The sequence below is a fragment of the Mycobacterium sp. UM_Kg1 genome (assembly GCF_000972925.1).
GTDB lineage: Bacteria > Actinomycetota > Actinomycetes > Mycobacteriales > Mycobacteriaceae > Mycobacterium > Mycobacterium hiberniae.
Genome location: NZ_JRMK01000041.1, coordinates 1 through 23,981, shown reverse-complemented (window position 1 = coordinate 23,981; position 23,981 = coordinate 1). Strand labels below are relative to the sequence as shown.

At 69.5% G+C, this 23,981-nt stretch carries 19 protein-coding genes; 11 read left to right on the top strand and 8 right to left on the bottom strand.

The features are described 5' to 3' along the window. The first annotated feature begins 11 nt into the window (after positions 1-11). Both uvrB and LI92_RS08855 read left to right on the top strand, forming a co-directional pair. On the top strand, positions 12-2,183 hold the full coding sequence (uvrB, locus tag LI92_RS08860; protein WP_046318178.1) for an excinuclease ABC subunit UvrB: 2,172 nt from the start codon (positions 12-14) through the stop codon (positions 2,181-2,183). Positions 2,184-2,266: 83 nt separating this feature from the next. Continuing rightward, positions 2,267-3,664 (top strand): MFS transporter, encoded by a 1,398-nt coding sequence (locus LI92_RS08855; protein WP_082109630.1) that lies wholly within the window; start codon positions 2,267-2,269, stop codon positions 3,662-3,664. 3 nt (positions 3,665-3,667) lie between these two features. On the opposite strand, the gene LI92_RS08850 is transcribed toward LI92_RS08855, so the two are convergent. Then, the gene (locus LI92_RS08850) at positions 3,668-5,224 is read right to left on the bottom strand and encodes a glycosyltransferase family 39 protein (RefSeq protein ID WP_192830011.1); all 1,557 of its coding nucleotides are present in this window, start codon (positions 5,222-5,224) and stop codon (positions 3,668-3,670) included. 235 nt (positions 5,225-5,459) lie between these two features. Here LI92_RS08850 and LI92_RS08845 point away from each other — a divergent pair, with 235 nt between their 5' ends. Further along, positions 5,460-5,906: a universal stress protein gene (locus LI92_RS08845; RefSeq protein WP_046318176.1), complete on the top strand. Its 447-nt coding sequence runs from the start codon at positions 5,460-5,462 to the stop codon at positions 5,904-5,906. 67 nt (positions 5,907-5,973) lie between these two features. Here the strand turns inward: LI92_RS08845 and LI92_RS08840 are convergent, their stop codons facing one another. Next, entirely contained in the window at positions 5,974-6,660 is a 687-nt protein-coding gene (locus LI92_RS08840) for an MBL fold metallo-hydrolase (protein WP_046318174.1), read from the bottom strand. Positions 6,661-6,717: 57 nt separating this feature from the next. On the opposite strand from LI92_RS08840, the gene uvrA reads away from it, so the two are divergent. After that, positions 6,718-9,624: an excinuclease ABC subunit UvrA gene (gene uvrA / locus LI92_RS08835; RefSeq protein WP_046318171.1), complete on the top strand. Its 2,907-nt coding sequence runs from the start codon at positions 6,718-6,720 to the stop codon at positions 9,622-9,624. 12 nt (positions 9,625-9,636) lie between these two features. Here the strand turns inward: uvrA and LI92_RS08830 are convergent, their stop codons facing one another. Next, the gene (locus tag LI92_RS08830; RefSeq protein WP_286134964.1) at positions 9,637-10,278 is read right to left on the bottom strand and encodes a TetR/AcrR family transcriptional regulator; all 642 of its coding nucleotides are present in this window, start codon (positions 10,276-10,278) and stop codon (positions 9,637-9,639) included. A 132-nt stretch (positions 10,279-10,410) separates the two neighbouring features. On the opposite strand from LI92_RS08830, the gene LI92_RS08825 reads away from it, so the two are divergent. Then, on the top strand, positions 10,411-11,175 hold the full coding sequence (locus tag LI92_RS08825; protein WP_046318169.1) for a hypothetical protein: 765 nt from the start codon (positions 10,411-10,413) through the stop codon (positions 11,173-11,175). Here LI92_RS08825 and LI92_RS08820 read toward each other — a convergent pair. Genes LI92_RS08820 through lysX form a run of 4 tightly spaced genes read right to left on the bottom strand, consistent with a single transcriptional unit; the run spans position 11,156 to position 17,326 of the window. Then, positions 11,156-12,349, bottom strand: a complete 1,194-nt coding sequence (locus LI92_RS08820) for a winged helix DNA-binding domain-containing protein (RefSeq protein ID WP_046318167.1) — start codon at positions 12,347-12,349, stop codon at positions 11,156-11,158. The two genes, LI92_RS08825 and LI92_RS08820, sit on opposite strands and share 20 nt — an antisense overlap. Positions 12,350-12,352: 3 nt before the next feature. Next, positions 12,353-12,592, bottom strand: coding sequence for a hypothetical protein (locus LI92_RS08815; RefSeq protein WP_046318199.1), 240 nt, complete (start codon positions 12,590-12,592; stop codon positions 12,353-12,355). Between the two features lie 10 nt (positions 12,593-12,602). Next, positions 12,603-13,979 (bottom strand): alpha/beta hydrolase, encoded by a 1,377-nt coding sequence (locus LI92_RS08810; protein WP_192830010.1) that lies wholly within the window; start codon positions 13,977-13,979, stop codon positions 12,603-12,605. A 17-nt stretch (positions 13,980-13,996) separates the two neighbouring features. Continuing rightward, positions 13,997-17,326 (bottom strand): bifunctional lysylphosphatidylglycerol synthetase/lysine--tRNA ligase LysX, encoded by a 3,330-nt coding sequence (lysX, locus tag LI92_RS08805; protein WP_046318164.1) that lies wholly within the window; start codon positions 17,324-17,326, stop codon positions 13,997-13,999. 364 nt (positions 17,327-17,690) lie between these two features. Between lysX and infC the strand changes: the two genes are divergently transcribed. From infC to LI92_RS08785, 4 genes are read left to right on the top strand one after another with little or no spacing between them, the layout of a single operon-like run. After that, on the top strand, positions 17,691-18,302 hold the full coding sequence (gene infC, locus LI92_RS08800; protein ID WP_192830013.1) for a translation initiation factor IF-3: 612 nt from the start codon (positions 17,691-17,693) through the stop codon (positions 18,300-18,302). A 28-nt stretch (positions 18,303-18,330) separates the two neighbouring features. Then, positions 18,331-18,525: a 50S ribosomal protein L35 gene (gene rpmI / locus LI92_RS08795; RefSeq protein ID WP_046285567.1), complete on the top strand. Its 195-nt coding sequence runs from the start codon at positions 18,331-18,333 to the stop codon at positions 18,523-18,525. 53 nt (positions 18,526-18,578) lie between these two features. Beyond that, positions 18,579-18,974 (top strand): 50S ribosomal protein L20, encoded by a 396-nt coding sequence (rplT, locus tag LI92_RS08790; protein ID WP_046318160.1) that lies wholly within the window; start codon positions 18,579-18,581, stop codon positions 18,972-18,974. A gap of 14 nt (positions 18,975-18,988) precedes the next feature. Then, entirely contained in the window at positions 18,989-19,771 is a 783-nt protein-coding gene (locus LI92_RS08785; RefSeq protein WP_046318158.1) for a TrmH family RNA methyltransferase, read from the top strand. A 12-nt stretch (positions 19,772-19,783) separates the two neighbouring features. On the opposite strand, the gene LI92_RS08780 is transcribed toward LI92_RS08785, so the two are convergent. Next, positions 19,784-20,887 carry an oxygenase MpaB family protein gene (locus LI92_RS08780; protein WP_046318156.1) on the bottom strand — a complete coding sequence of 368 codons (1,104 nt, stop codon included), beginning with the start codon at positions 20,885-20,887 and terminating at the stop codon, positions 19,784-19,786. A 155-nt stretch (positions 20,888-21,042) separates the two neighbouring features. Here LI92_RS08780 and LI92_RS08775 point away from each other — a divergent pair, with 155 nt between their 5' ends. Next, positions 21,043-21,948: an adenylate/guanylate cyclase domain-containing protein gene (locus LI92_RS08775; protein WP_046318154.1), complete on the top strand. Its 906-nt coding sequence runs from the start codon at positions 21,043-21,045 to the stop codon at positions 21,946-21,948. 142 nt (positions 21,949-22,090) lie between these two features. Beyond that, positions 22,091-23,981, top strand: a 1,891-nt coding sequence (locus LI92_RS23720; protein ID WP_192830009.1) for a PGRS repeat-containing protein, incomplete at its 3' end; no start/stop codon positions are given.

The window sequence follows — 23,981 nt, the reverse complement described above, 5'->3', positions numbered from 1 at the left end:
CTCTGGTCTGCGTGGCATTCGCAACCGAACACCCCATCGTCGCGCATTCGGAGTACCGGCCCGCCGCCGACGCCGTCGAAGGTATCGTCCGCGACGGTGGCCGGTTCGAGGTCGTCAGCGAATATCAGCCCGCCGGTGACCAGCCGGCCGCCATCGCCGAACTGGAACGCCGGATCACCTCCGGGGAGAAAGACGTGGTGCTGCTGGGCGCCACCGGTACCGGCAAGTCGGCCACCGCGGCCTGGCTGATCGAGCGTCTGCAGCGGCCCACCCTGGTGATGGCCCCGAACAAGACGCTGGCCGCGCAGTTGGCCAATGAGCTGCGAGAGATGTTGCCGCACAACGCGGTCGAATACTTCGTCTCCTACTACGACTACTACCAGCCGGAAGCCTATATCGCGCAGACCGACACCTACATCGAGAAGGACAGCTCGATCAACGACGACGTGGAGCGGCTGCGTCACTCGGCGACGTCGAGCCTGCTGTCCCGGCGCGACGTCGTGGTGGTGGCCTCGGTGTCGTGCATCTACGGCCTGGGCACCCCGCAGTCCTACCTGGATCGCTCGGTGGAACTGCAGGTCGGCGCGGAGGTACCGCGTGACGGTCTGCTGCGGCTGCTGGTCGACGTGCAGTACACCCGCAACGATATGGCGTTCACCCGCGGTTCCTTCCGGGTACGCGGCGACACCGTCGAGATCATCCCCTCCTATGAGGAGCTGGCCGTTCGCATCGAGTATTTCGGCGACGAGATCGAGGCGCTGTACTACCTGCACCCGCTCACCGGCGACGTGGTCCGCAAAGTCGACTCACTGCGCATCTTCCCGGCCACCCACTACGTCGCCGGCCCGGAGCGGATGTCGCAGGCCATCTCGACCATCGAGCATGAGCTGGCCGTCCGGCTCGAGGAGCTGGAGGGTCAGGGCAAGCTGCTGGAAGCCCAGCGGTTGCGCATGCGCACCAGCTACGACATCGAGATGATGCGGCAGGTCGGCTTCTGTTCGGGCATCGAGAACTACTCGCGCCATATCGACGGGCGCGGAGCCGGCACGCCGCCGGCCACCCTGCTGGACTACTTCCCGGAAGATTTCCTGCTCATCATCGACGAGTCGCACGTCACCGTGCCGCAGATCGGCGGGATGTACGAGGGCGACATGTCGCGGAAGCGCAACCTGGTGGAGTTCGGTTTCCGGTTGCCCTCGGCCTGCGACAACCGGCCCCTGACCTGGGAGGAGTTCGCCGACCGGATCGGGCAGACCGTCTACATGTCGGCCACCCCGGGACCCTACGAGCTGGGCCAGAGCGCCGGCGAGTTCGTGGAGCAGGTGATCCGCCCGACCGGCCTGGTGGACCCCAAAGTCGTGGTGAAGCCCACCAAGGGCCAGATCGACGATTTGATCGCCGAGATCCGGCAGCGCACCGAGGCCGACGAGCGGGTGCTGGTGACCACCCTGACCAAGAAGATGGCCGAGGACCTCACCGACTACCTGCTCGAGATGGGGATCCGGGTGCGCTACCTGCACTCCGAGGTCGACACCCTGCGCCGGGTGGAGTTGCTGCGCCAACTGCGGCTCGGCGACTACGACGTGCTGGTCGGCATCAACCTGCTGCGCGAGGGCCTGGACCTGCCCGAGGTGTCGCTGGTGGCGATCCTCGACGCCGACAAGGAGGGTTTCCTGCGCTCCACCCGCAGCCTGATCCAGACCATCGGCCGTGCCGCCCGCAACGTCTCCGGCGAGGTGCACATGTATGCCGACAAGATCACCGACTCGATGCGGGAGGCCATCGACGAAACCGAGCGCCGTCGGGCCAAGCAGGTCGCCTACAACGAAGAGCACGGCATCGACCCGCAGCCGTTGCGCAAGAAGATCGCCGACATCCTCGACCAGGTGTACCGGGAGGTCGAAGACACCGAGGCCGTCGAGGTCGCCGGCTCGGGCCGCAACGCCTCGCGGGGGCGGCGCGCTCAGGTCGAGCCCGGCCGGGCGGTCAGCGCCGGGATCATCGAGGGCCGCGACACCGCCAACATGCCGCGGGCCGAGCTGGCGGACCTGGTCAAGGACCTCACCGAGCAGATGATGAACGCGGCGCGTGACCTGCAGTTCGAGCTGGCCGCCCGGATTCGCGACGAGATCGCCGACCTCAAGAAGGAGTTGCGCGGCATGGACGCGGCCGGCATCAAGTGACGGCGACGCCGGCCCGCCGCCTCGAGCGTGGCCCGGCGATCCGTGATTGACTGCAAGCGGTGGTGGGGGAACTGACTGAAGCGGTGACGCGCGACTCCGCGGTCAGCACTGGCAGCTGGCGGGAGTTGCTCGGTCGGCGCTATCGGGGAACGTCGGCGGTGCTGGCCGGCGGCGTCGCGCTGTACGCCACCAACGAGTTCCTGACCATCAGCCTGCTGCCCAGCACTTTCAAGGACATCGGCGGCGAGCGGTTCTACGCCTGGGTGACCACCCTGTATCTGGTCGGCTCGGTGATCGCCGCGGCCGCGGCCAACACGGTGCTGGTCCGGCTGGGCTCCCGCACGTCGTACCTGCTGGGCCTGCTCGCCTTCGGCCTGGGCACCGTGGTGTGCGCACTGGCGCCCCACATGGAAATCCTGTTGATCGGCCGCACCCTGCAGGGCATGGGCGGCGGCTTACTGGCCGGCCTCGGCTACGCGCTGATCAACGCCGTGCTGCCCAGCTGGCTGTGGACCCGGGCCTCCGGTCTGGTGTCGGCCATGTGGGGGGTGGGCACCCTGGTCGGCCCGGCGGCCGGCGGCTTGTTCGCCCAGTTCGGGGTGTGGCGCTGGGCGTTCGGGGTGATGGCGATGCTGACCGTGGCGATGGCGGTGGGCGTCGGCACGGTGCTGACCGCCGGCGGCAGCGGCCACCGCGGCGAGCCCGCGAAGATCCCGATCCGGTCATTGGTGTTGCTGGGCGGGGCGGCGCTGGCGGTCAGTGTCGCGCAGCTGCCGCACAGCCTGCGGGCGGCGGCGGGGCTGTTGCTGGTCGGCGCCGTTCTGCTGATGGTGTTCCTGGTGGTGGACCGGCGCTCCCCGGCGGCGGTGCTGCCGCCCAGCGCGTTCCATCCCGGCCGGGAGAAGTGGATCTACCTGACCCTCGGCCTGCTGATGGCCACCACCAAGGCCAACCTGTACATCCCGCTGCTGGGCCAGCGGCTGGCTCATCTGCCCCCGGTGATGGCCGGCTTCCTGGGGGCGGCCCTGTCGACCGGGTGGACGTTCAGTGAGATCGCCAGCGCATCGGTGAGCCGGGCGCGGGTGGTGATCGGCTTGGTGATCAGCGCGCCGCTGGTGATGGCGGCGGGCCTGACGGTGGTCGCGTTCGCCCGGATGAACCACTACGACCCGACCGCCGTCGCTGCGATCTGGGCGCTGGCACTGCTGGTGGTCGGGATCGGGGTGGGGGCCGGCTGGCCGCATCTGTCGGCGTGGGCGATGAGCTGCGTCGACGATCCGGCCGAGGGCGGGACCGCCGCCGCGGCCATCAACACCGTCCAGTTGATCGGCGGGGCGTTCGGGGCCGGATTCGCCGGCCTGGTGGTCAACACCGCGATGAGTACCGGCCAGCCCGCGGCGCGCTGGCTGTTCGCGATCTTCGCCGTGCTCGCCGTGCTGGGGTGCGTGGCCGCTGTGCGGGCCAGCCGGGGCGTCGCGTGAGGCTCACCGGCTGGACTTGATCACCTGGGAGTAGGTGAACTGCCAGCGTTCGACGACCCGAAATCCCAGCGAATGCAGCATCTGCCCGTCGGGGGTGCGGGCGAACCGGCGGCCTGCCGGTAGCACCACCGCCGCCTGATGGGCCGGCAGGGCGCGATCGTGGTCGGTGATCGTCCAGATGACCGGGCACCGGTCGAGTTCGTCGTGCAAGGCCCCCACGCCCAGGTGTCCGTCCCACAGGCGGCCCAACGTCTGGCGGTGCGGTCCCAGGCCGGGGTCGGTCAGCTTCGCGAACGACTCGGGACGGCCCGCCGGCAACGCCCGGATCGGCCCGGGCAACCATCGGGTGGTGTTGTCGATCAGCAGACAATCCCCGGGCTGGGCATGCTCGACGATCACGTCGGCCACCGCACTGTAGTCCCAGCCTTCTTTGGTGTAGCGCTCACGTTGATTGACAACGTAATTGGGGGCCGCGGTGACAGCGAGCAGGGTGACGAGCGTGATGACCGTGCGGCGTGAGGTGGCGATCGTGGTGACGGCGATGGCCAGCGCGATCGCCATCGCCGGCGCTGTGCTGATCAGATATCGCGGGTAGTAAATGGGTTTCACCGCCGCCGAATAGACCACCGCCGCCGCGGTCGGTATCACCATCCAGGCCCCGCACAGCACCGCCAGCCGACGGGTGTCCTCGGCGAGCTTTCGGCGCGCACCGGTGGCAACGGCCACCACGGCGGCGGCCAGCAGCAGCCATGCCGCGATGGCGAACGGCACACTCTTGTCGAAGTATTGCTGCCCGACGATCTCGGCCACGGTGTGCGGGCTCAGCGGGCTGATCCAGGCGACCTGCCGGATCTGCCCCTGGCTGAACCACAGGAAGGGCGCCGCCGCGGCCAGCGCGCCGCCGGTCGCCATCGCCCAGCGGCGCTTGGCCGCAACGTCGGCCCCCAGCGCCGCCAGCGTCGCCGCGTGCACCGCCGCCATGAGCACGGTGAACGTGTTGAGCAGCGTCGCCCCCACCAGGGCCAGCCCGTAACCCACCCACAGCTGCGCGCTGTTGCGCCGGATCGCCCGCACCCACAGCACGGTGAGCCAGACCGCGGCCATCGCCGAGAACGCATACGGACGCGCCTCGACCCCGGCCCACGTCAGCCGGGGCAGTATCGCGTAAAGCGCACCGGCGCACAGCGATACCGGCCGGCCCGCGAACCGGCGCGTCAGCACCACTGCGCCGGCGGCGCCGGCACCCACCGCCAGGCTGCTGGGCAGCCGGGCCCAGAATTCGGTTGCGGGGAAGACCGCGAACCAGCCGTGCATGAACAGGTAGTACAGGCCGTGTACCGCGTCGATATGGGTCAGCAGCCGCCACAGTTCGGGAAGCGTTCGGTGGGTGGCCGCCGAGATGGTCGCGGCCTCGTCGAACCACATGGACGGCCGGCTGGCGCCGGCGGCGCTGATCACCGTTGCGGCAACAGCGATCAGGGCCGCATCCGCCGAACGCGGCGGCTGCGGCGACGGGCCCGGTTCGGTACCCACCGGCGCCGGGGTCAGGACCTGGCTCAACGGCGTGCGCTGTCGGTAGCGGTGACGGTTATGCCGTCCACGCTACCTGTTTCGCGCGCCGTGTCAGCTACGTCACGGGCCCGTCTGGCCGTTCTTCCGGGCAGGTCAGCGGCCTGTGTGACCCGCGGCGCAGGCGACATGTGACGCCAATCGCCCCCAATCGGGGCATCGACGGGTTAGTGTCGCCATGGCTTCTTAAGCGAACTATGGCGACTATGCACCGGGAGGGTTACCCATGAGCGGCTACAAGACCGTGGTGGTCGGTACGGACGGCTCGGACTCGTCGCTGCGTGCCGTCGACCGCGCGGCCCACTTGGCGTCCGGCGAGGGCGCGAAGGTGATCATCGCCACCGCCTACCTGCCGCACGCCGACGACCCCCGCGCCGCCGACGCGCTCAAGGACGAGGGCTACAAGGCCTCCGGCAACGCTCCGATCTACGCGATCCTCAAAGAGGCCAAGGAGCGGGCCATCGCCGCCGGCGCCTATGAGGTGGAGGAGCGGGCCGTGGTCGGCGCTCCGGTCGACGCGCTGGTGGAGCTGGCCGAGGACGTCAAGGCCGACCTGCTGGTGGTCGGCAACGTCGGGTTGAGCACCATCGCCGGCCGGCTGCTCGGTTCGGTGCCGGCCAACGTGTCGCGCCGCTCCAAGATCGACGTGCTGATCGTCCACACCACGGGCTAGGCTGGGACCAACACGGCGGACCAGCTTCGGCTCTCCTGCGTCGAGCCTCGCTGACCGCCGCCCGAGCTCACCAGCCCCGTTCCCGCCACTCCGCCAGGTGCGGACGCTCGGCGCCCAGCGTCGTGTCATCGCCGTGCCCGGGATAGACCACGGTCTCGTCGCCGTACCGGTCGAACACCTTGCGGCTCACGTCGCCGAGCAGGCGCTCGAAATCGCCGGGCTGCCAGGTCTTTCCGACTCCGCCCGGAAACAGGCAGTCGCCGGTGAACAGCTGGGTGACGCCGCCGCTGGCGGCGCCGTCGAACGCCAGGGCCACCGACCCCTCGGTGTGCCCCTGCAGATGGATCACGTCGAACGTCAGATCCCCGACGGTCACGGTGTCACCGTCGGCCAGAATGCGGTCCGGCTTCACCGGCAGCGGGTCGGCGTCCAGGGCGTGGGCGGCGGTCGGGGCGCCGGTCGCCTCGGCCACCGCGGTCAGGGCCTGCCAGTGGTCGTAGTGCTGGTGGCTGGTGACGATCAGCGCCACGTCCGGGGCCTGCTCGCGCACCAGCGCCACCAGCTGCTCGGCGTCGTTGGCTGCGTCGATCAGCAGCGTCTTGCCGGTGTGGGTGCAGGTCACCAAGTAGACGTTGTTGTCCATCGGCCCCACCGAGGCTTTGACGATGGTCGCCCCGGGCAGGGTGCGGCGGGCGGCGGTTCCGGGTTCGACGTGTCCGGTGTAGGTGTCGGTGACCGAGATCTCAGACGTCATGACCGTCACGGTACTGGCCCTGAGCTGGGTGTCGGTAGAGCCACCTAGCATGGACCCGTGGCTGACCGGCTGATCGTCAAGGGCGCGCGTGAACACAACCTGCGGGGTGTGGACCTCGACCTGCCGCGTGACGCGCTGATCGTGTTCACCGGGCTGTCGGGATCGGGCAAGTCCTCGCTGGCCTTCGACACCATCTTCGCCGAGGGCCAGCGCCGCTATGTCGAGTCGTTGTCGGCGTACGCCCGCCAGTTCCTGGGCCAGATGGACAAGCCCGACGTCGACTTCATCGAGGGTCTGTCGCCGGCGGTGTCCATCGACCAGAAGTCCACCAACCGCAACCCGCGCTCGACGGTCGGCACCATCACCGAGGTCTACGACTACCTGCGGCTGCTGTACGCGCGGGCCGGCACCCCGCACTGCCCGGTCTGTGGCGAGCGGATCGCCCGCCAGACCCCGCAGCAGATCGTCGACCAGGTGCTGGCCATGGACGAGGGGCTGCGGTTCCAGGTGCTGGCCCCGGTGGTGCGCACCCGTAAGGGGGAGTTCGCCGACCTCTTCGAGAAGCTGAACACCCAGGGTTACAGCCGGGTGCGGGTCGACGGGGTGGTTCACTCGCTGACCGACCCGCCCAAGCTCAAGAAGCAGGAGAAGCACGACGTCGACGTCGTGGTGGATCGGCTCACCGTCAAGGAGTCGGCCAAGCAGCGGCTCACGGATTCGGTGGAGACCGCGCTGGGCCTGGCCGACGGGATCGTGGTGCTGGAGTTCGTCGACCGCGAAGACGACCATCCCCACCGCGAGCAGCGGTTCTCCGAGAAGCTCGCCTGCCCCAACGCACACCCGCTGTCCGTCGACGACCTGGAGCCCCGGTCGTTCTCCTTCAACTCGCCCTACGGCGCCTGCCCGGAATGCGCCGGCCTGGGCATCCGCAAGGAGGTCGACGCCGACCTGGTGGTGCCCGACCCGGAGCGCACCCTGGCCGAGGGCGCGGTGGTGCCGTGGTCGATGGGGCCCACCAGTGAGTACTTCACCCGGATGATGGCCAGCCTCGGTGAGGCGATGGGCTTCGACGTCGACACTCCGTGGCGCAAACTGCCGGCCAAGGCCCGCAAGGCCATCTTGGAGGGGTCCGACGAGCAGGTGCACGTGCGCTACCGCAACCGCTACGGCCGCACCCGCTCCTACTACACCGATTTCGAAGGTGTGATGGCGTTCCTGCAGCGCAAGATGGAGCAGACCGAGTCCGAGCAGATGAAGGACCGCTACGCGGGATTCATGCGGGATGTGCCCTGCCCGGAATGTGCCGGCACCCGGCTCAAGCCGGAGATCCTCGCGGTGACGCTGGCCGCCGGAGACTACGGCAGCAAATCCATTGCGCAGGTGTGTGATCTGTCCATCGCGGACTGCGCGGACTTCCTCAACGCGCTGACGCTGGGTCCGCGGGAGCAGGCCATCGCCGGTCAGGTCCTCAAAGAGATCCAGTCCCGGCTGAGCTTCCTGCTCGACGTCGGCCTGGAGTATCTGACCCTGTCCCGGGCCGCCGGAACGTTGTCGGGTGGTGAGGCGCAACGCATTCGGTTGGCCACCCAGATCGGTTCGGGCCTGGTCGGGGTGCTCTACGTGCTCGACGAGCCGTCCATCGGGCTGCATCAGCGCGACAACCGCCGGCTGATCGACACCCTGGTCCGGCTCCGCGACCTGGGCAACACCCTGATCGTCGTCGAACACGACCTGGACACCATCGCGCACGCCGACTGGATCGTCGACATCGGTCCGGCCGCCGGAGAGCACGGCGGCAGGATCGTGCACAGCGGGCCCTACCGCGACCTGTTGACCAACGCCGACTCCATCACCGGGGCGTACCTGTCCGGGGCGAAAAGCATTGCGGTGCCGCAGGCGCGCCGCAAAGTCGATCCCAAACGGCAGCTCGGCGTGGTCGGTGCGCGCGAGCACAACCTGTCCGGCGTCGACGTGGCGTTTCCGCTCGGCGTGCTCACCGCGGTCACCGGAGTGTCGGGCTCAGGCAAGTCGACCCTGGTCAACGACATTCTGGCCACGGTGCTGGCCAACAAGCTCAACGGCGCGCGGCTGGTGCCGGGCCGCCACACCCGGATCACCGGTCTCGATCACCTGGACAAGCTGGTCCGGGTGGACCAGTCGCCGATCGGGCGCACACCGCGCTCCAACCCGGCCACCTACACCGGGGTGTTCGACAAGATCCGCACCCTGTTCGCCGCCACCACCGAGGCCAAGGTCCGCGGCTACCAGCCCGGCCGGTTCTCCTTCAACGTCAAAGGCGGTCGCTGCGAGGCGTGCACCGGCGACGGCACCATCAAGATCGAGATGAACTTCCTGCCGGATGTCTATGTGCCCTGCGAGGTCTGCCACGGCGCCCGCTACAACCGGGAAACCCTGGAGGTGCACTACAAGGGCAAGACCATCGCCGAAGTGCTGGACATGTCCATCGAAGAGGCGGCGGAGTTCTTCGAGCCCATCACCGGAATCCACCGCTATCTGCGCACCCTGGTCGACGTCGGTCTGGGGTACGTGCGGCTGGGCCAGCCGGCGCCCACGCTGTCCGGCGGTGAGGCGCAGCGCGTCAAGCTGGCCTCGGAACTGCAGAAGCGCTCCACCGGCCGCACCGTCTACATCCTCGACGAGCCCACCACCGGGCTGCATTTCGAGGACATCGCCAAGCTGCTCGGTGTCATCAACGGCCTGGTGGACAAGGGCAACACGGTGATCGTCATCGAGCACAACCTGGACGTCATCAAGACCGCCGACTGGATCATCGACATGGGTCCCGAGGGCGGCGCCGGGGGAGGGACCGTGGTGGCCACCGGCACACCGGAGGACGTGATGGCGGTGCCGGAGAGCTACACCGGCAAGTTCCTCGCCGAAATCCTCGGTCCGCCGGCCAAACCCGCCAAGGTCGTCAAACGGCGGCGTAAGGCCAGCGCCTAGGGCCTGTGCTCGCTAAGCCGGCGCAGCGCCCAGGCTGACGCGCAGGTGCCGCACGACAGCGTCGGCAACAGCCTCTACCGGCTCCGTCTTGCCCGCACAGACCCAGTCGGTGAGCCAAATCTGCACGGCCGAGATGACCAGTGCCGCAGCGATTCGCGGCGGCAGGTGGGTGATCTGACCAGCTTGCACCGCGATCTCGGCTGCTCGGGTGATCATGTCCATCCCGGTTCGCCACGCTGCGCGTTGCCCCCCTCGGCCCAGTTCGGACGAGGCCGATGCCCAGCTCAGTCCCTCATTGATGTGCAGCTGCAGAAAGTGCGGGTGTGCTGCGAAGAACTCAACCTCGGCGCGCGCTCCGACCAGGATCGCCTCCAGCGGGGAGTCGACTTCGTCGGTGCGTAAGCGCACGGCGGCGACGAACTCCTGCATGCGCGCGGCGTTGAGGGCATCCCAGATCTCGTCTTTGCCGCCGAAGTGCTTGTAGACCGTCGCCAAGGACACCCCAGCGGTCTTGGCGATGTCGCTCACCCGTGCGGCGGCGAAGCCGGCGCGACTGAACTCGTACTCGGCCGCGGCCACGATCTGCCGTTGGTACATGGCCCTGCGGGCGTCGGCCATGTCGGCGACCGGTGGCGTGGATCGGTTCGTTTCCATGGCCGCCCCCTGCTCTCGATCGACCGTTGGCGCAGTGTCCACGAGGTGCTACCGTGCCACAGTAATCGTGATTCTGGTCAACAGAGTCATCATTACTCCATAGCTCGATCGGGAACTGGGGAAGGTGCGCCGATGGCGACCACTGAGCTGAGCCGGGAACCATCGCCGCCGACCTCGATGACACTTCCGCGGTCGCGCGGACTGCGCATCATCTGGACCGTGGCGTTCGGCTCGCTGGCGCTGGCGTTTCCGGTGTACAGCTACTTGGCGTTTCACAGCGGCGTGGACCGTCCCTTCATCGCCGACGCGATGGTCGTGCAGGCGACCGCTGCCTACTTCCTGGGCATCTTTGCGGCATTCCTGCCGATACCGTCGCTTCGGACGTGGACCCGATTCCAACGCCTCCAGGCGGTGGTTCTGCCGTTCGTGATCTGCTCCTACACAACGCATCTCAGCTGGGAACTCGGCTGGCTGATTTTGCACAAGGCCATCGCCGGGGCGCGCGATGCGGCGTGGGCGTATCCCTGGTGGAACTACATCGACGGTGGCGACCTGCGCTATCTGCACGCCGAACCCAACTTCTTGATGATCGAAGTGCTGTCGGTGATCAACGCCTGCGTGGGCGTCACCGGGCTCGTCCTGCTGTTTCGGTCCAAGTTCACCGACTACCGGGGAACCCTGCTGGTGATGTCGACGGCCGTCACGCATACCGTCCTGACCTGGTATTACTATGGCACCGAGATCATCGCCGGCTTCCCGTCGATCAATACCGACAGCTTCATGGATCTGGGCGTCAAATTCATTCTGCTGAACGGTCCGTGGTTGATCGCGCCCTGGCTGGTACTGGGCTGGGGATACGCGATGCTCAAGAAGCAGTTCAGCGCTTTGCCGCAGTAGCGCCTGCTGCCGCCTTCACCAGCGGCGAGGGGAACCGCGGGGGCACCCGCACGCCGTCCAGCCAGGTGGTGAGTTCGCGCGCCCGCTTCTCCAGCACGGAGCGGGCCGCCCGGCCCGGATCCTCCAGCAGCTGCAGCTGTACCTCGGCGGCCGGATTCTGATACCAGCCGCCGACGATGCGGCCGTTCCACCACACCGTGGGCCCGGCGTTGCCGTTCCTGTCGAAGAGCTGGCCGCGGTGCTCACCCAGGTACCACTCGCGGTGATACCAGCCCATCGTGGTGACGTCGAGGCCCGGCAGCAGTGCGCCCCAGGGCTCGGCATCGGGTTCGGGTTCGAGGTCATCGGCCAGCGCATAGCCGGGCGTGCCGTGCAGGTCGACATCGACGGCGCCGATCTCGCCCAATGCCCGGCGGACCACCGTCTTGGTGGTGCCGAACCACCACTTGATGTCTTCAGCGGTGGCCGGGCCGAACGCGCGCAGCCAGGTTCGGATCAGCTGGGCCTGGGCGGGTTCGGCGGGCAGCGGGGCGCCGGAACCGCCGAGCCGGCTGGCCGTGGTCGCCCACCGCGGTCGTGACGAGGTCCATCCGCCGTCGTTGGGCCCGCGCACGATATGGCCCTGCGCGCCCAGCACCGTCAGCGCGCGCGGCGCGAGATGGGTCTGGCCGCCGTAGGACTTTCCCGGGGCGGGATCGTAGGTGCCGGCCAGTTCGGGCAGGGCCGCGCGCAGCTCGGCGCTGCTGGCGTGGCCGTGCTGCTCGAGGTGCTCCAGGACAGCGGCGGTGGCCCTGGCCAGCCACTCCGCGCCGTCCGGCGCGACGCCGGCCTTGACCACATCGGCGATCAGCCGGCGCCGTTCGGCATCGGCCACCCGATCGCTGGCCGCCGCCTGCACGGCGGGCAGATCAGCGGGACTGAGCACCCACAGTGTGCGGCGCATCGCCAGATGCTTCACCAGGGAAAGCTTTTCGTAGAGGGCGTCGTTCAGGTCCGCCACGGTGAATTCCGGATTCCGCGCCCACAGTGACAGGTAGGGGGTCGCGGGATCGGTGGCGTGCAACCCGACCAGCGTTGCGGCGATCCGGTCTATCGGCGCATCAGCGGTACCGGGGGCAAGAAAATGTCTGCGCGCCAAACGGTTCCGCCGTTCGGCGACGGTGAAGCTCCGCACCGGTCAGTGCTCACCCTCGTGCATCGATCTGCGGATCTGCTCCAGCTTCTCGGCGGCCGCGCGCTGGCGGTCCTCGAACTGCTTCTCGACGGTGCGGCCCTCGGGTGTCTCGGCATCCAGCTCCTGGGCGCCGACAGAGGTCTCGTAGCGGCGCTCGATCTTCTCGCGCACGGAGTCGAACGTCGGCACGCCGCCGGCGTCGTAGCCGGTGTCGGGCTGTGGGTCGTTCGGATCGTCACCCATGGTGGCCACGTTACCGCCGGCTGCCTCCCGGCTCGACGTGGCGGGCCGGCGTCGGCCCGGAGTCGGTGGTCGAGGCCGGGAGGGGAATCGGCGCCACCCCCGGCGTGCCCAGCCGGCCGGCCAGCCAGGGCAGGGCGTGGCCGAACACCCTGCCGGCGAACGGCCAGTCATGCCGGCCCGGTTCGGCGATCACCGCGCAGTCGATGCCGTTGGCCCGTCCCAGCGCGCACAGCGTCTTCGCGGCGGCCAGCTGACCACCGGTATCGGACATGGTGGCGCTGCTGTCGACGGCGAACCACCCCGAGACGCCGTCATAGCGACCGTGGTCGGCGATCACCGTCGAGGGATCGAACGCCGCCCAGGCAGCGGCGCTGCCGCCGAACAGCCGGCTGATGGTCTGGGCGCGGGTTCCCGCGTTGGGGCCCAGATCACCGGCGATGTCGACAAAGGCACTGAACTCGTCGGGGTGCATCGCGGTCAGGTTCACCGCGCAGGTGCCGCCCATGGACCAGCCGACCACACCCCAGTGCGACGGCTGCACCCCGAAGTGCGAGACCAGATACGGCACCACGTCTTCGGTCAGATGGTCGGCGGCGTTGCCGCGCGGGCCGTTGACGCATTCGGTGTCGTTGTTGAAGGAGCCGCCGGAGTCGACGAACACCAGTACCGGTGCGTTGCCGTGGTGGGCGGCGGCGAAGTCGTCGACGGCGGCGATCGCACCCCCGGAGCGCAGCCAGTCCGAGGCGGTGTTGAACTCGCCGCCGATCATCATCACCGCGGGCAGCGCCGGCGGCGGGCTGGGGGCGAACCACGCCGGGGGCAGGTACACCAGTTCGCCGCGATGCCGGAAATGTGAGGCGTCGGCGGGAATCGCCACCTGCAGTACCCGGCCCCGTGCCGGCATCGCGCCCGAGCCGGCCATCGCATGCACCGTGGCCAGGTCACTCTGGTCGGGCAGCGGCCCGGCCGTCAGATCGCTCCAGGCGCTCTGCACGGTCGGGAAGTAACCGACCCACGTGTTGAGGGTCAATGCCGCACTCGTCAGGCACAGCGGTACCGCCAGCAGGGACACGCCACGGCGCCACCAGGCCGCACCGCGCCAACCCAGAACCAGCAGCGCCGCGGCAGTGCCGGCCAACGCGATCCACAGCCACAGGGTCGCCGGTGGCGGCTGGCCGGACAGCCCGTCGTCGGTGACAAACCAGTACGCGCAACCCGCCGCCAGCAGCCCGACGCCGCCGCTCACGGGCAGCCGCCACAGCCGGCTCCGGCGTTGGCGGGCGAGGGCCAGCACCAGCATCGCCACCGCAGCCGCCTGCACCGTGACCGGGACCCAGCCGTGCATCAGCGAGGTGTGTTCGCCACTGGACAGGATCACCCCATCCATGATGGACCGCGTTATGGCTAGCGGGGTTTGGCCAGCGGGAACGGCAGCGTATCGCGGATGCTGTGCCCGGTGATGAGCATGACGACGCGGTCCACGCCCATGCCCAGCCCGCCGGTCGGCGGCATCGCGTACTCCATGGCCGCCAGGAAGTCCTCGTCGAGTTCCATCGCCTCCGGGTCGCCGCCGGCGGCCAGCAGCGACTGCTGGTGCAGCCGCCGCCGCTGCTCCACCGGGTCGGTGAGTTCGCTGTAGGCGGTGCCCAGTTCCACGCCCCACGCCACCAGGTCCCACCGCTCGGCAACGCCGGGCTTGCTGCGGTGCGGCCGGGTCAGCGGCGAGACCGAGGTGGGGAAGTCGATGTAGAAGGTGGGCTGCTCGGTGCGGGCCTCGACCAGGTGCTCGTAGAGTTCGAGCACCACGGCGCCGGCATCCCACTGCCGCAGGTAGTGCACGCCGGCGCGATCGCATAACCGGCGCAGTGCCCCCAGTTCGGTGCCGGCGTCGATCTGCTCGCCGAGCGCCGCCGACACCGCGTCGTGCACGCTGACCACCGGCCAGATCCCGGAGATGTCGACCGGTTCGAGCTTCTCGCCGGGTCCCGGTCGCATCACCACCGGCGCGCCGTTGGCCGCCACCGCGGCGTTCTGGATCAGCTCACGCGCCCCGTCGATCCAGGCCAGGTAGTCGCCGTGGGCCGCGTACGCCTCCAGCAGGGTGAACTCCGGGTTGTGGTTGTAGTCCACGCCCTCGTTGCGAAACGCCCGGCCCAGCTCGAACACCCGCTCCACGCCGCCCACGCACAGTCGCTTGAGGTAGAGCTCCGGGGCGATCCGCAGATACAGGTCCAGGTCGTAGGCGTTGATGTGGGTGACGAAGGGGCGGGCGTTGGCCCCGCCGTGCAGCTGCTGCAGGATCGGGGTCTCGACCTCCAGGAATCCCTTGGCGAACAAGGTGTCTCGAATGGAGCGCAGCACGTTGCTGCGCGCGGTGATCAGCTCGCGCGCCTGGGCGTTGACGGCCAGGTCGACGTAGCGGGCCCGCAGCCGCGCCTCGGGGTCGGTCAGGCCCTTCCACTTGTCGGGCAGTGGGCGCAGGCATTTGCCGATCAGCCGCCAGTGCGTCACCAGCAGCGAAGGCGTCCCGTTGCGGCTCTGGCCCATCCGGCCGGTGGCCTCGACGAGGTCGCCCAGGTCCACTCCGGCACTGAAGTCGGCGGCGCGGGCGTCGCCGGCCTCGGCGAGCACCGCGTCGTCGAGCAGCAACTGCACCTCGCCCGACCAGTCGCGCAGCTGCGCGAACAGCACACCGCCGTAGTCGCGCATCCGCAACACCCGCCCGGCCACCGACACGGTCTGCCCGGCGGCGCAGGCCAGCGCCTGGGTCACACTGTGGCTGGGTGGTTGCCCCACCGGGTAGGCGTCGACACCGCTGTCCTGCAACGACTTCAGCTTGGCCATCCGGACCCGGACCTGCTCGGGCACCCGGGGCAGGGGCGGGCCGGGCTCGGCGAACCCCGGGCAGTCCGGTGCCGTCCCGTCGTCGTGCAGCCGCCCAGCGGCGGCCAACGGCTCCGGCACGGCCGAGTGGTGTCCGGTGTGCTGCTCGTTGCGCCGCGAGAAGGGCAGCACCAGAAAGCCTTCGGCGATCACCGAGGCGACGCCGACTCGGGGGATCAGCCGGGCGTCTTCGTAGCAGGCGTAGCGCGGCACCCACTGCGGCCGGTACTTCATGTTCGAGCGGTACAGCGTCTCCAGTTGCCACCAGCGCGAGAAGAACATCAGCAGCCGGCGCCACAGGCGCAGCACCGGGCCGGCGCCCAGCTGCGCGCCCTGTTCGAACGCGGACCGGAACATCGCGAAGTTCAACGAGATCCGGTTCACGCCCACGGTGGCGGCCTGCAGCGCCAGTTCGCTGACCATCAGCTCGATGGTGCCGTTGGGGGACTGCGGACTGCGGCGCATCAGATCCAGGGACGCCCCGCTGTGCCCCCACGGCACCAGCGACAGCATCGCCACCACCTCGCTGTCCTGGCCGGGGGCGCCCCGGACCGCCTCGACCAGCAGGCACTCGGCGTCGGCGGGGTCGCCGAGGCGGCCCAGCGCCATGGAGAAGCCGCGCTCGGACTCGGTGTCGCGCCAGGCGTCGGCGCGTTCGATGACGCGGGCCATCTCCTCGGGGCCGATGTCGCCGTGCCGGCGTATCCGCACCGTCAGGCCCGACCGGCGGGCGCGGGTGACGGCCTGGCGCACCCCGCGCATGTCCGGGCCGGACAACTTGAACTCCGCGGGCCGCAGGATCGCCTCGTCGCCCAACTCCAGCGCACTCAGACCGGCGTCCCGGAACGCTTGTGCGCCGGCGAAACTGGCGCCCATCACCCCGGGCGCCCAGCCGTAGTCCCGGCAGACCCGCAGCCAGGCGTTGATGGCCTGCGGCCAGGTTCTGGGGTCGCCCACCGGGTCGCCGCTGGCCAGGCAGACACCCACCTCCACCCGGTAGGTGACGGCGGCGCGCCCGTTGGGGGCGAACACCACCGACTTGTCGCGGCGGGTGGCGAAGTACCCCAGCGAGTCGTTCTGCCCGTACTGCTCGAGCAGTCCGCGGATCGCCGACTCGTCCTGGCCGGTCAGCGCGTTCTCCGAGCGCTGGGACAAAAACAGCACGATGGCCGCGGCGACCAGGGCCAGCGCCCCGAGCAGCCCGCACAGCGCGCGCAGCCCCAGGTCGGGTTTGCTGGGGAACAGATCCGGTTCGAGCAGCCCGAAACCGACCACCCGATTCACCACGTAGGGCAGCCGCAACGGCCGCTCCACCGTCCCGGGGAACAGTTCGATGAGCCCCCAGCACAGCAGTATCGCCACCGCCCAGCCGGCGGCCAGCGTCGCGGCGGACTTCAGCAGCGCGCCGCGGCGCACCTTGGCCCAGAATTCGTTGCGGGCCGCCACCAGCACCGCAATCGCGGCCATATGCAGCACCAGGCCCGCGGCGCCGCCGATGACCTGGACGCGGTCGGAGGTTCCGGTGAGCAGGCGGCTGGCATTCCAGCCGCCGGCGAACACCAGGTTCGCGATCAGCAGCCACCAGGCGATGCGTTTGTGCGCGCTGAGCGCGGTCGCCAGCAGCGCCAGGACGAAAGCCCAGGCCAGGCTGGTGTCGGGGAAGTTGAACAGGTATTTGTCGATGAACTCGCGGGGCACCCGGATCGCCCACCGGATGACCGGCGACATGCTCGCCAGCAGCGACAAACCCGCGGCGACACCGACCGCCCAGGCAGCCGCGGTGGGCACCCAGTGCAGCCGGGAGGGCGCCCGGTTGCGCGAGCGCGGCACGGGCGGCACAGTCAAGGTCATAACCAGGGAGAATAGGCAGAGATCCCGCGAACATGATGTGAGATGCGATCGGTCTGCGGCATCGGTGGACACAAGCCGTGCTGAACTGCTGCTAGACTCTCCTGTGCGACCGTCCCGGCGTGAGCCAGGACAGCAAGTGGAGTTCCCTCCCACCACGGGCCGAAGAGGTCTTGTGGTCCGGTCGCAGGCGGTGCGAACCGCTTGCTCTGCGCACAGCGCGGGCGGCTTGATGCTGTTCAGGCCGTGATCGGTCGGTATGGGCCCTGCTTCATGCAGGGCTTTTTTGCTGGTGGGTGGGGTCAGCGCCGCTGCGTCCGGACGAGCACTGCGGCGGCCGCGACCGAAGACTACCCAAGGAGGTCCCATCAGCACTGAGATCCGCGTCAACGAGCGCATTCGTGTACCTGAGGTTCGATTGATCGGCCCGGGCGGGGAGCAGGTAGGCATAGTGCGCATCGAAGATGCGCTTCGCGTCGCCGCGGATGCCGATCTCGACCTTGTCGAAGTCGCACCGACCGCCAAACCGCCGGTCTGCAAAATTATGGACTACGGCAAGTACAAGTACGAGGCGGCTCAAAAGGAGCGCGAGTCTCGCAAGAACCAGCAGCAGACCGTCGTCAAGGAACAGAAGCTGCGTCCCAAGATCGACGACCACGACTATGCGACGAAGAAGGGCCACGTGGTCCGCTTCCTCGAAGCCGGGGCCAAGGTCAAGGTGACCATCATGTTCCGCGGCCGCGAGCAGTCCCGGCCCGAACTCGGCTACCGCCTGCTGCAGCGGCTGGGCGCCGACGTCGCCGAGTACGGCTTCGTCGAGACCTCCGCCAAGCAGGACGGACGCAACATGACGATGGTGCTGGCACCGCACCGCGGCGCGAAGACCCGCGCCAAGGCGGCAGAAGACGCCGGCGCGGGTGCGAAGCCCCCGGCACCCGCCCCCGCGGCGGATGCGGCCGAGCAGCAGCCCGAGAACTGAAAACCCCCGACACCAGAACTGAGGAAACATGCCTAAGGCGAAAACCCACAGCGGCGCTTCGAAGCGGTTCCGTCGCACCGGAACCGGCAAGATCGTCCGGCAGAAGGCCAACGCCCGCCACCTGCTCGAGCACAAGCCGAGCACCCGCACCCGCCGCCTGGCCGGCCGTACCGACGTGGCCGCCAGCGACACCAAGCGCGTCAACGCGATGCTCAACGGCTGATTGCCGTTCTCGCACCGTTTTCCCCTTACGCACAACGAGAGTAGGAACATCCCATGGCACGCGTGAAGCGCGCAGTCAACGCCCAGAAGAAGCGTCGTACAGTCCTGAAGGCTTCGAAGGGTTACCGTGGCCAGCGTTCGCGGCTGTACCGCAAGGCCAAAGAGCAGCAGCTGCACTCGATGACCTACGCCTACCGGGACCGTCGCGCCCGCAAGGGTGAGTTCCGCAAGCTGTGGATCGCCCGCATCAATGCGGCCGCCCGCGCCAACGACATCACCTACAACCGCCTGATCCAGGGCCTCAAGGCCGCTGGTGTGGAGGTGGACCGCAAGAACCTCGCCGAGATCGCCGTCAGCGACGCCGCGGCGTTCACCGCGCTGGTCGAGGTCGCCCGGGCCGCGCTGCCCAGTGATGTGAACGCGCCGGCATCTTCGGGTGAGGCTGCCTGACCCGAACCGAGCCCATGCTGACCGAACGTTCGGCCCGGGTGGTCGCGGCGGTCAAGCTGCATCGGCACGCGGCCAGGAAGCGTCAACGGCGCTTCCTGGCCGAGGGGCCCAATCTGGTCGAGGCTGCGATCACCCGCGGCCTGGCCCTGGAGGTCTTCGCCACCGAGGCGGCGGCCCAGCGTCATGGGGGTCTGCTGGCCACCGCCCAGGCGCCGGTCCACCTGGTCACCGACCGGGCGGCAAAAGCGCTGTCGGACACCGTCACTCCTGCCGGATTACTGGCGGTATGCCAGGACCCCGAAACTGATCTGCAGGCATCCCTGGCCGGCTCGCCGCGACTGGTGGCGGTCGCCGTCGGCGTCGGCGAGCCCGGCAATGCCGGCACGCTCATTCGTATCGCGGACGCCACCGGCGCCGACTTGGTGGTGCTGACCGGTAACAGCGTCGATCCCTACAACGGCAAGTGCCTGCGTTCTTCGGCGGGCAGCATCTTCAACGTTCCGGTGGCGGTGGCCGCCGACACCGATGCCGTGCTCACGGCGCTGGCGGCGGCCGGGCTGCAGGTGCTGGCGACGGCGCTGGACGGCGAACTGAGCCTCGATGACGCCGACCCGGTGCTGACCGCACCCACCGCATGGCTGTTCGGTCCGGAGGCTCAGGGATTGCCGCCCGAGGCCGCCGCTGCCGCCGACCACCGGGTGAAGATCCCGATGGCCGGCGGTGCGGAGAGTCTCAATGTTGCTGCGGCAGCAGCGATCTGCCTATACCAGAGCGCGCGGGTGCAGCGCCGGGCCTAGGGCCCCGACCGCTCAGGCGGCCTTGCGGGGGCGCGGTGGCCGAGGGGTCAGCCCGGCACCGGCGGCCAGCGAGAAGGTGTTGTGCATCAGCGCCCCGGCGCGCTCCACAAGCTTCATGCCGCGGCTGACCGGCGGCACGTAGTGCATGCCGCTGCGGCGCCGCTCCTTCGGGGGTGAGCTGAACCACGGCGCCTCGACCACGGGGGTGTCGCCGGGGATCTTGCCCTGTTCGCGCCGGTATCCGGCCAGCGCGCGCGGGTGCAGCCGGATCTCGTCGGGCACCACGCTGAACGCCAGGTGGCTGACCTTGCCCAGCAGCCGCAGCAGCACCTCGTCGCTCTCCGACCAGCGCAGACCGGCCTTCTCCCGCACCACCGGCTCGAAAAGCCCGGCCGCCACCCAGCGTTGGGCGGCCAGCGCCGGCTTGAACATCTGGTGCCACACCGCGTCGGGCATCGGCACGAACCACGGCTTGGGAATCTTGATGTTCAAGATGTCGAGGGCGGCCGGAGTCAGTTCCAGCTCTTCCTCGCAGACCCGGTCCCAGTACTCGCAGAACTCTTCCCAGGACTTCGGCACCGGGCGCATGCTCATGCCGTACATCCGGTACCACTGCACGTGCTCGTCGAAGAGCTGTCGCTTTTCGGCCAGGGTCAGTCCGCCGTCGAAGTATTCGGCCAGCTTGATGATGAGCATGAAGAACGTTGCGTGTGCCCAGTAGAAGGTGTCGGGGTCCAGCGCGTGGTAGCGACGGCCCTGTTCGTCGACTCCCTTGATGTCGCGGTGGTAGTTACGGATCGAGGAGCCGGTGTGCTGGGCGCGTGCGCCGTCATAGACCACGCCCATGATCGGGTAGACCGACCGCATGACGCGCTGCATCGGCTCGCTCAAGATGGTGGAGTGGTCGGTCACACCCGCGCCCAGGCCGGGGTACATGTTCTCGATGGCACCGATCCAGACGCCCATGATGCCGGTGCGCAGGTCGCCGAAGTACTTCCACGTCAGGGAGTCGGCGGTCAACGGCTCCACCGCCGGGGCCGGCTTGGGAGCGGCTGGAGCGCTGCTGTCGGCGGCCTGTGCGGGCTGCTCGACGGACGCGGTCGGCGTAACGGTCATCACGTCTCCTGTCTAGAACCTGAAACCACGATAATTGTGACAACAGTCGTTGTCTACATTAGATGTGGCGCGTCGCAACAAAATAACCGATGGTGGCGTGCGCCACTGACCGGCGCCGTTGCCGGGGTCGACGATCGCCACTTACGCTGAATCGCATGGACCTCGAGCGGGCCCGCGGGGAGGCCGATGGGCTCGGGGAAGGGGCGGGTGATCCCGCCCAGCCGAGCCCCAACAGTCGCCCGCAGTTCTCGCTCGACGAGGCTGCGGCGTGGCTGAACCGCACCACCAACGACATCCGGATCGTGGACCTCGTCCGCCGGGTGCGCCAGGTGTTGCCCGGTGATCCGGAGTTCGGTGATCCGCTGTCCACCGCCGGAGACGGCGCGCCGGAATCGGCCGCGCGGGCGGCCGGCCGCCTGATCGGGGACCGGTCCGCGGCGTCGCGGGAAGTCAGCCTGGGCGCCCTGCAGGTGTGGCAGGCGCTGACCAAGCGGATTTCGCGGGCGCCGGGGGACGGGGAGGCGACGCTGGTCTTCACCGACCTGGTCGGCTTCTCGGCCTGGTCGCTGCAGTCCGGCGACGACGCCACCCTGGCCCTGCTGCGGCGGGTGTCCCGGGCGATCGAGCCGCCGGTGCTGGACGCCGGTGGCCGGATCGTCAAACGGATGGGGGACGGGATGATGGCGGTGTTCCGCGACCCGTTGGTGGCCGTGGCGGCGTTGTTGGCGGCCCAAGAGGCACTGTGCGAGGTTGAGGTCAACGGGCACACCCCGCGGATGCGGGTCGGCATTCATACCGGCCGGCCCCAGCGGTTGGCCGACGACTGGCTGGGGGTGGACGGGAATATCGCCGCCCGGGTCATGGAACGCGCCATCAAGGGCGGCATCGTGGTGTCCGGGCCGACGCTGAAACGCATTGACCCGGCTGCTCTGGTCGAGCTGGGCGTGGTTGCCAAGCGGGCGCGCCGTCAGGTGCTTGCGGCCAAGACCAGCGGCGTCCCGGCGGATCTGGTGATGTACCGGCTCAAGGCAGTTCGCCAGAGCTCCCCGGATCCGGACTGATCAAGCCTCGTTGTCGTAGCGCAACCGCTCCGGCGGCGGCGCTTTCGAGTGGATGAACCCCGTTCCTTGGAATACCCTTCGGTGAGCAACATAACTATTGACCGGTTTTCCACAGGTCGCCTTTATGCAGGAGCGGGGAGTCATGTCACGTCGGGAGCAGCGTCGCAACCACGGCCGTAAGAAGAATCGGCTGGTAGGGGCTGGTGGCACGGCGGCGGCGTTCCTGTCGTTCGGTGTGGCGCCGTTGGCCTCGTCGCCTGAGGCGCACGCCGATTGGGACTTCGACTGGCTCACCGATCTTTTCGCGGTCACAGATTCGGCCAGCGGTTGGGACAGCACCGCCTGGGACATCTCCTCCTGGTTCACCGGGTGGTCGGACCCGGGCACCGCGGACGCCAACCCGTTCGACCTGACTTCGTTGTTCAATGTGCTGGTTTACCAACCGATGTACACGTTTGTGGACTCTTGGATCGACAATCCGGCCAACGCCTGGATCATCGACACGGTCAACAGCTGGGCGCCGGAAGGCCAGTTCTATATCGGCGACGGTCTCGACGGCACGGCGGACAGCCCTGACGGCGGCGACGGCGGGCTCTGGTTCGGTGACGGCGGTGCCGGCTACTCCGTGGGCGAGGACGGCCTGGTCGGCGGCGGTGACGGCGGCGACGCCGGGTGGTTCGGCAACGGCGGTGCGGGCGGCGCCGGGATCGCCGGTCAGGACGGTGGTGACGGCGGTGCCGGCGGCTGGTTCATGGGTATCGGCGGTGCCGGCGGCGCCGGTGGCGAGGGCGCCAACGGCGGTAACGGCGGCGACGGCCTGGGCTGGCTGTTCGGCATCGGTGGTGCCGGCGGCGCCGGCGGCGTCGGTCTGACCGGCGAGACGGGGCTCACCGGCACCTGGCTCGACGGCGGCAACGGCGTGGGCGGCATCGGCGGCACCGGCGCCGAGGGCGGCCGGGGCGGCAACGGCGGTTCGGCGAGCGACTCCATCTTCGGCAGCGGCGGTGCCGGCGGCAAGGGTGGTGCCGGCGGGGCCGGCGGCCAGGGCGGTACCGGTGCGGCCGGCGACGCCGACAACCTCAACGGCGGCAAGGGCGGTGAAGGCGGCAAGGGCGGGGTCGGCGGCCAGGGCGGTACCGGCGGCGCGGGCAGCGCGCTGGGCAGCACCGGCGCCGACGGCGAGGACAGCACGACCAATGGCGACGGTGGCCAGGGCGGTACCGGCGGCGCCGGTGTGGACGCCACCGCCGACCACGCGGCGGGCGACGGCGGTGCCGGTGGCAAGGGCGGCGACGGCGGCGAGAGCGGTAACGGCGGTAAGGGTGGAACCGGCGGCGCCGGCGGCGCCGGGGGTGATGACGACGCGCGCAGCGCCGGTAACGGCGGCCAGGGCGGCGCCGGCGGCACCGGTGGCCAGATCGGTAACGGCGGCCGCGGCGGTGACGGCGGCGCAGGCGGTATCAGCGGCACCTATGCGGGCGCCACCGGCGGCACCGGTGGAGTCGGCGGCGCGGGCGGTGTCAGCGGCGTCGAGGCCGGCAACGGCGGCAACGGCGGCACCGGCGGTGTCGGCGGCGCCGGCCACGCAGGCATCAAGGGCACCAACGGAAGCGACGGGGTCACCGGGGTCAACAACGGTGCCGGCGGGGACGGCGAGGCCGGCGGCAGCGGCTTCCACGGAGGCACGGGTGGCAAGGGCGGCGCCGCCGGTGGCCTACATGCCGGCAACGAGGTCGGCAAAGCCGGCTTGAGCGGCAACGGCGGCCGCGGCGGCAACGGCGGGGCCGTCGGCGCCGGCGGTGACGGCGGGAACGGCGCGGCCGGTGTCTGGGGCGCGAACGGCTCCGGCGGCCTCGACGGTGCCGGCGGTGACGGCGGCAAGGCGGGCGCCAACGGCGCGATGGGCGGCAATGCCGGTGCGGGCGGCGAGTCCGGCGGCGACGGTGGTGCCAAGGGGCTGGCCGGGGAGCACGGCAGCCAGCAGTCGGTCGAGGCCGCCCACGGCGGCGCCGGTGGTGCCCTGTCTCTTATAC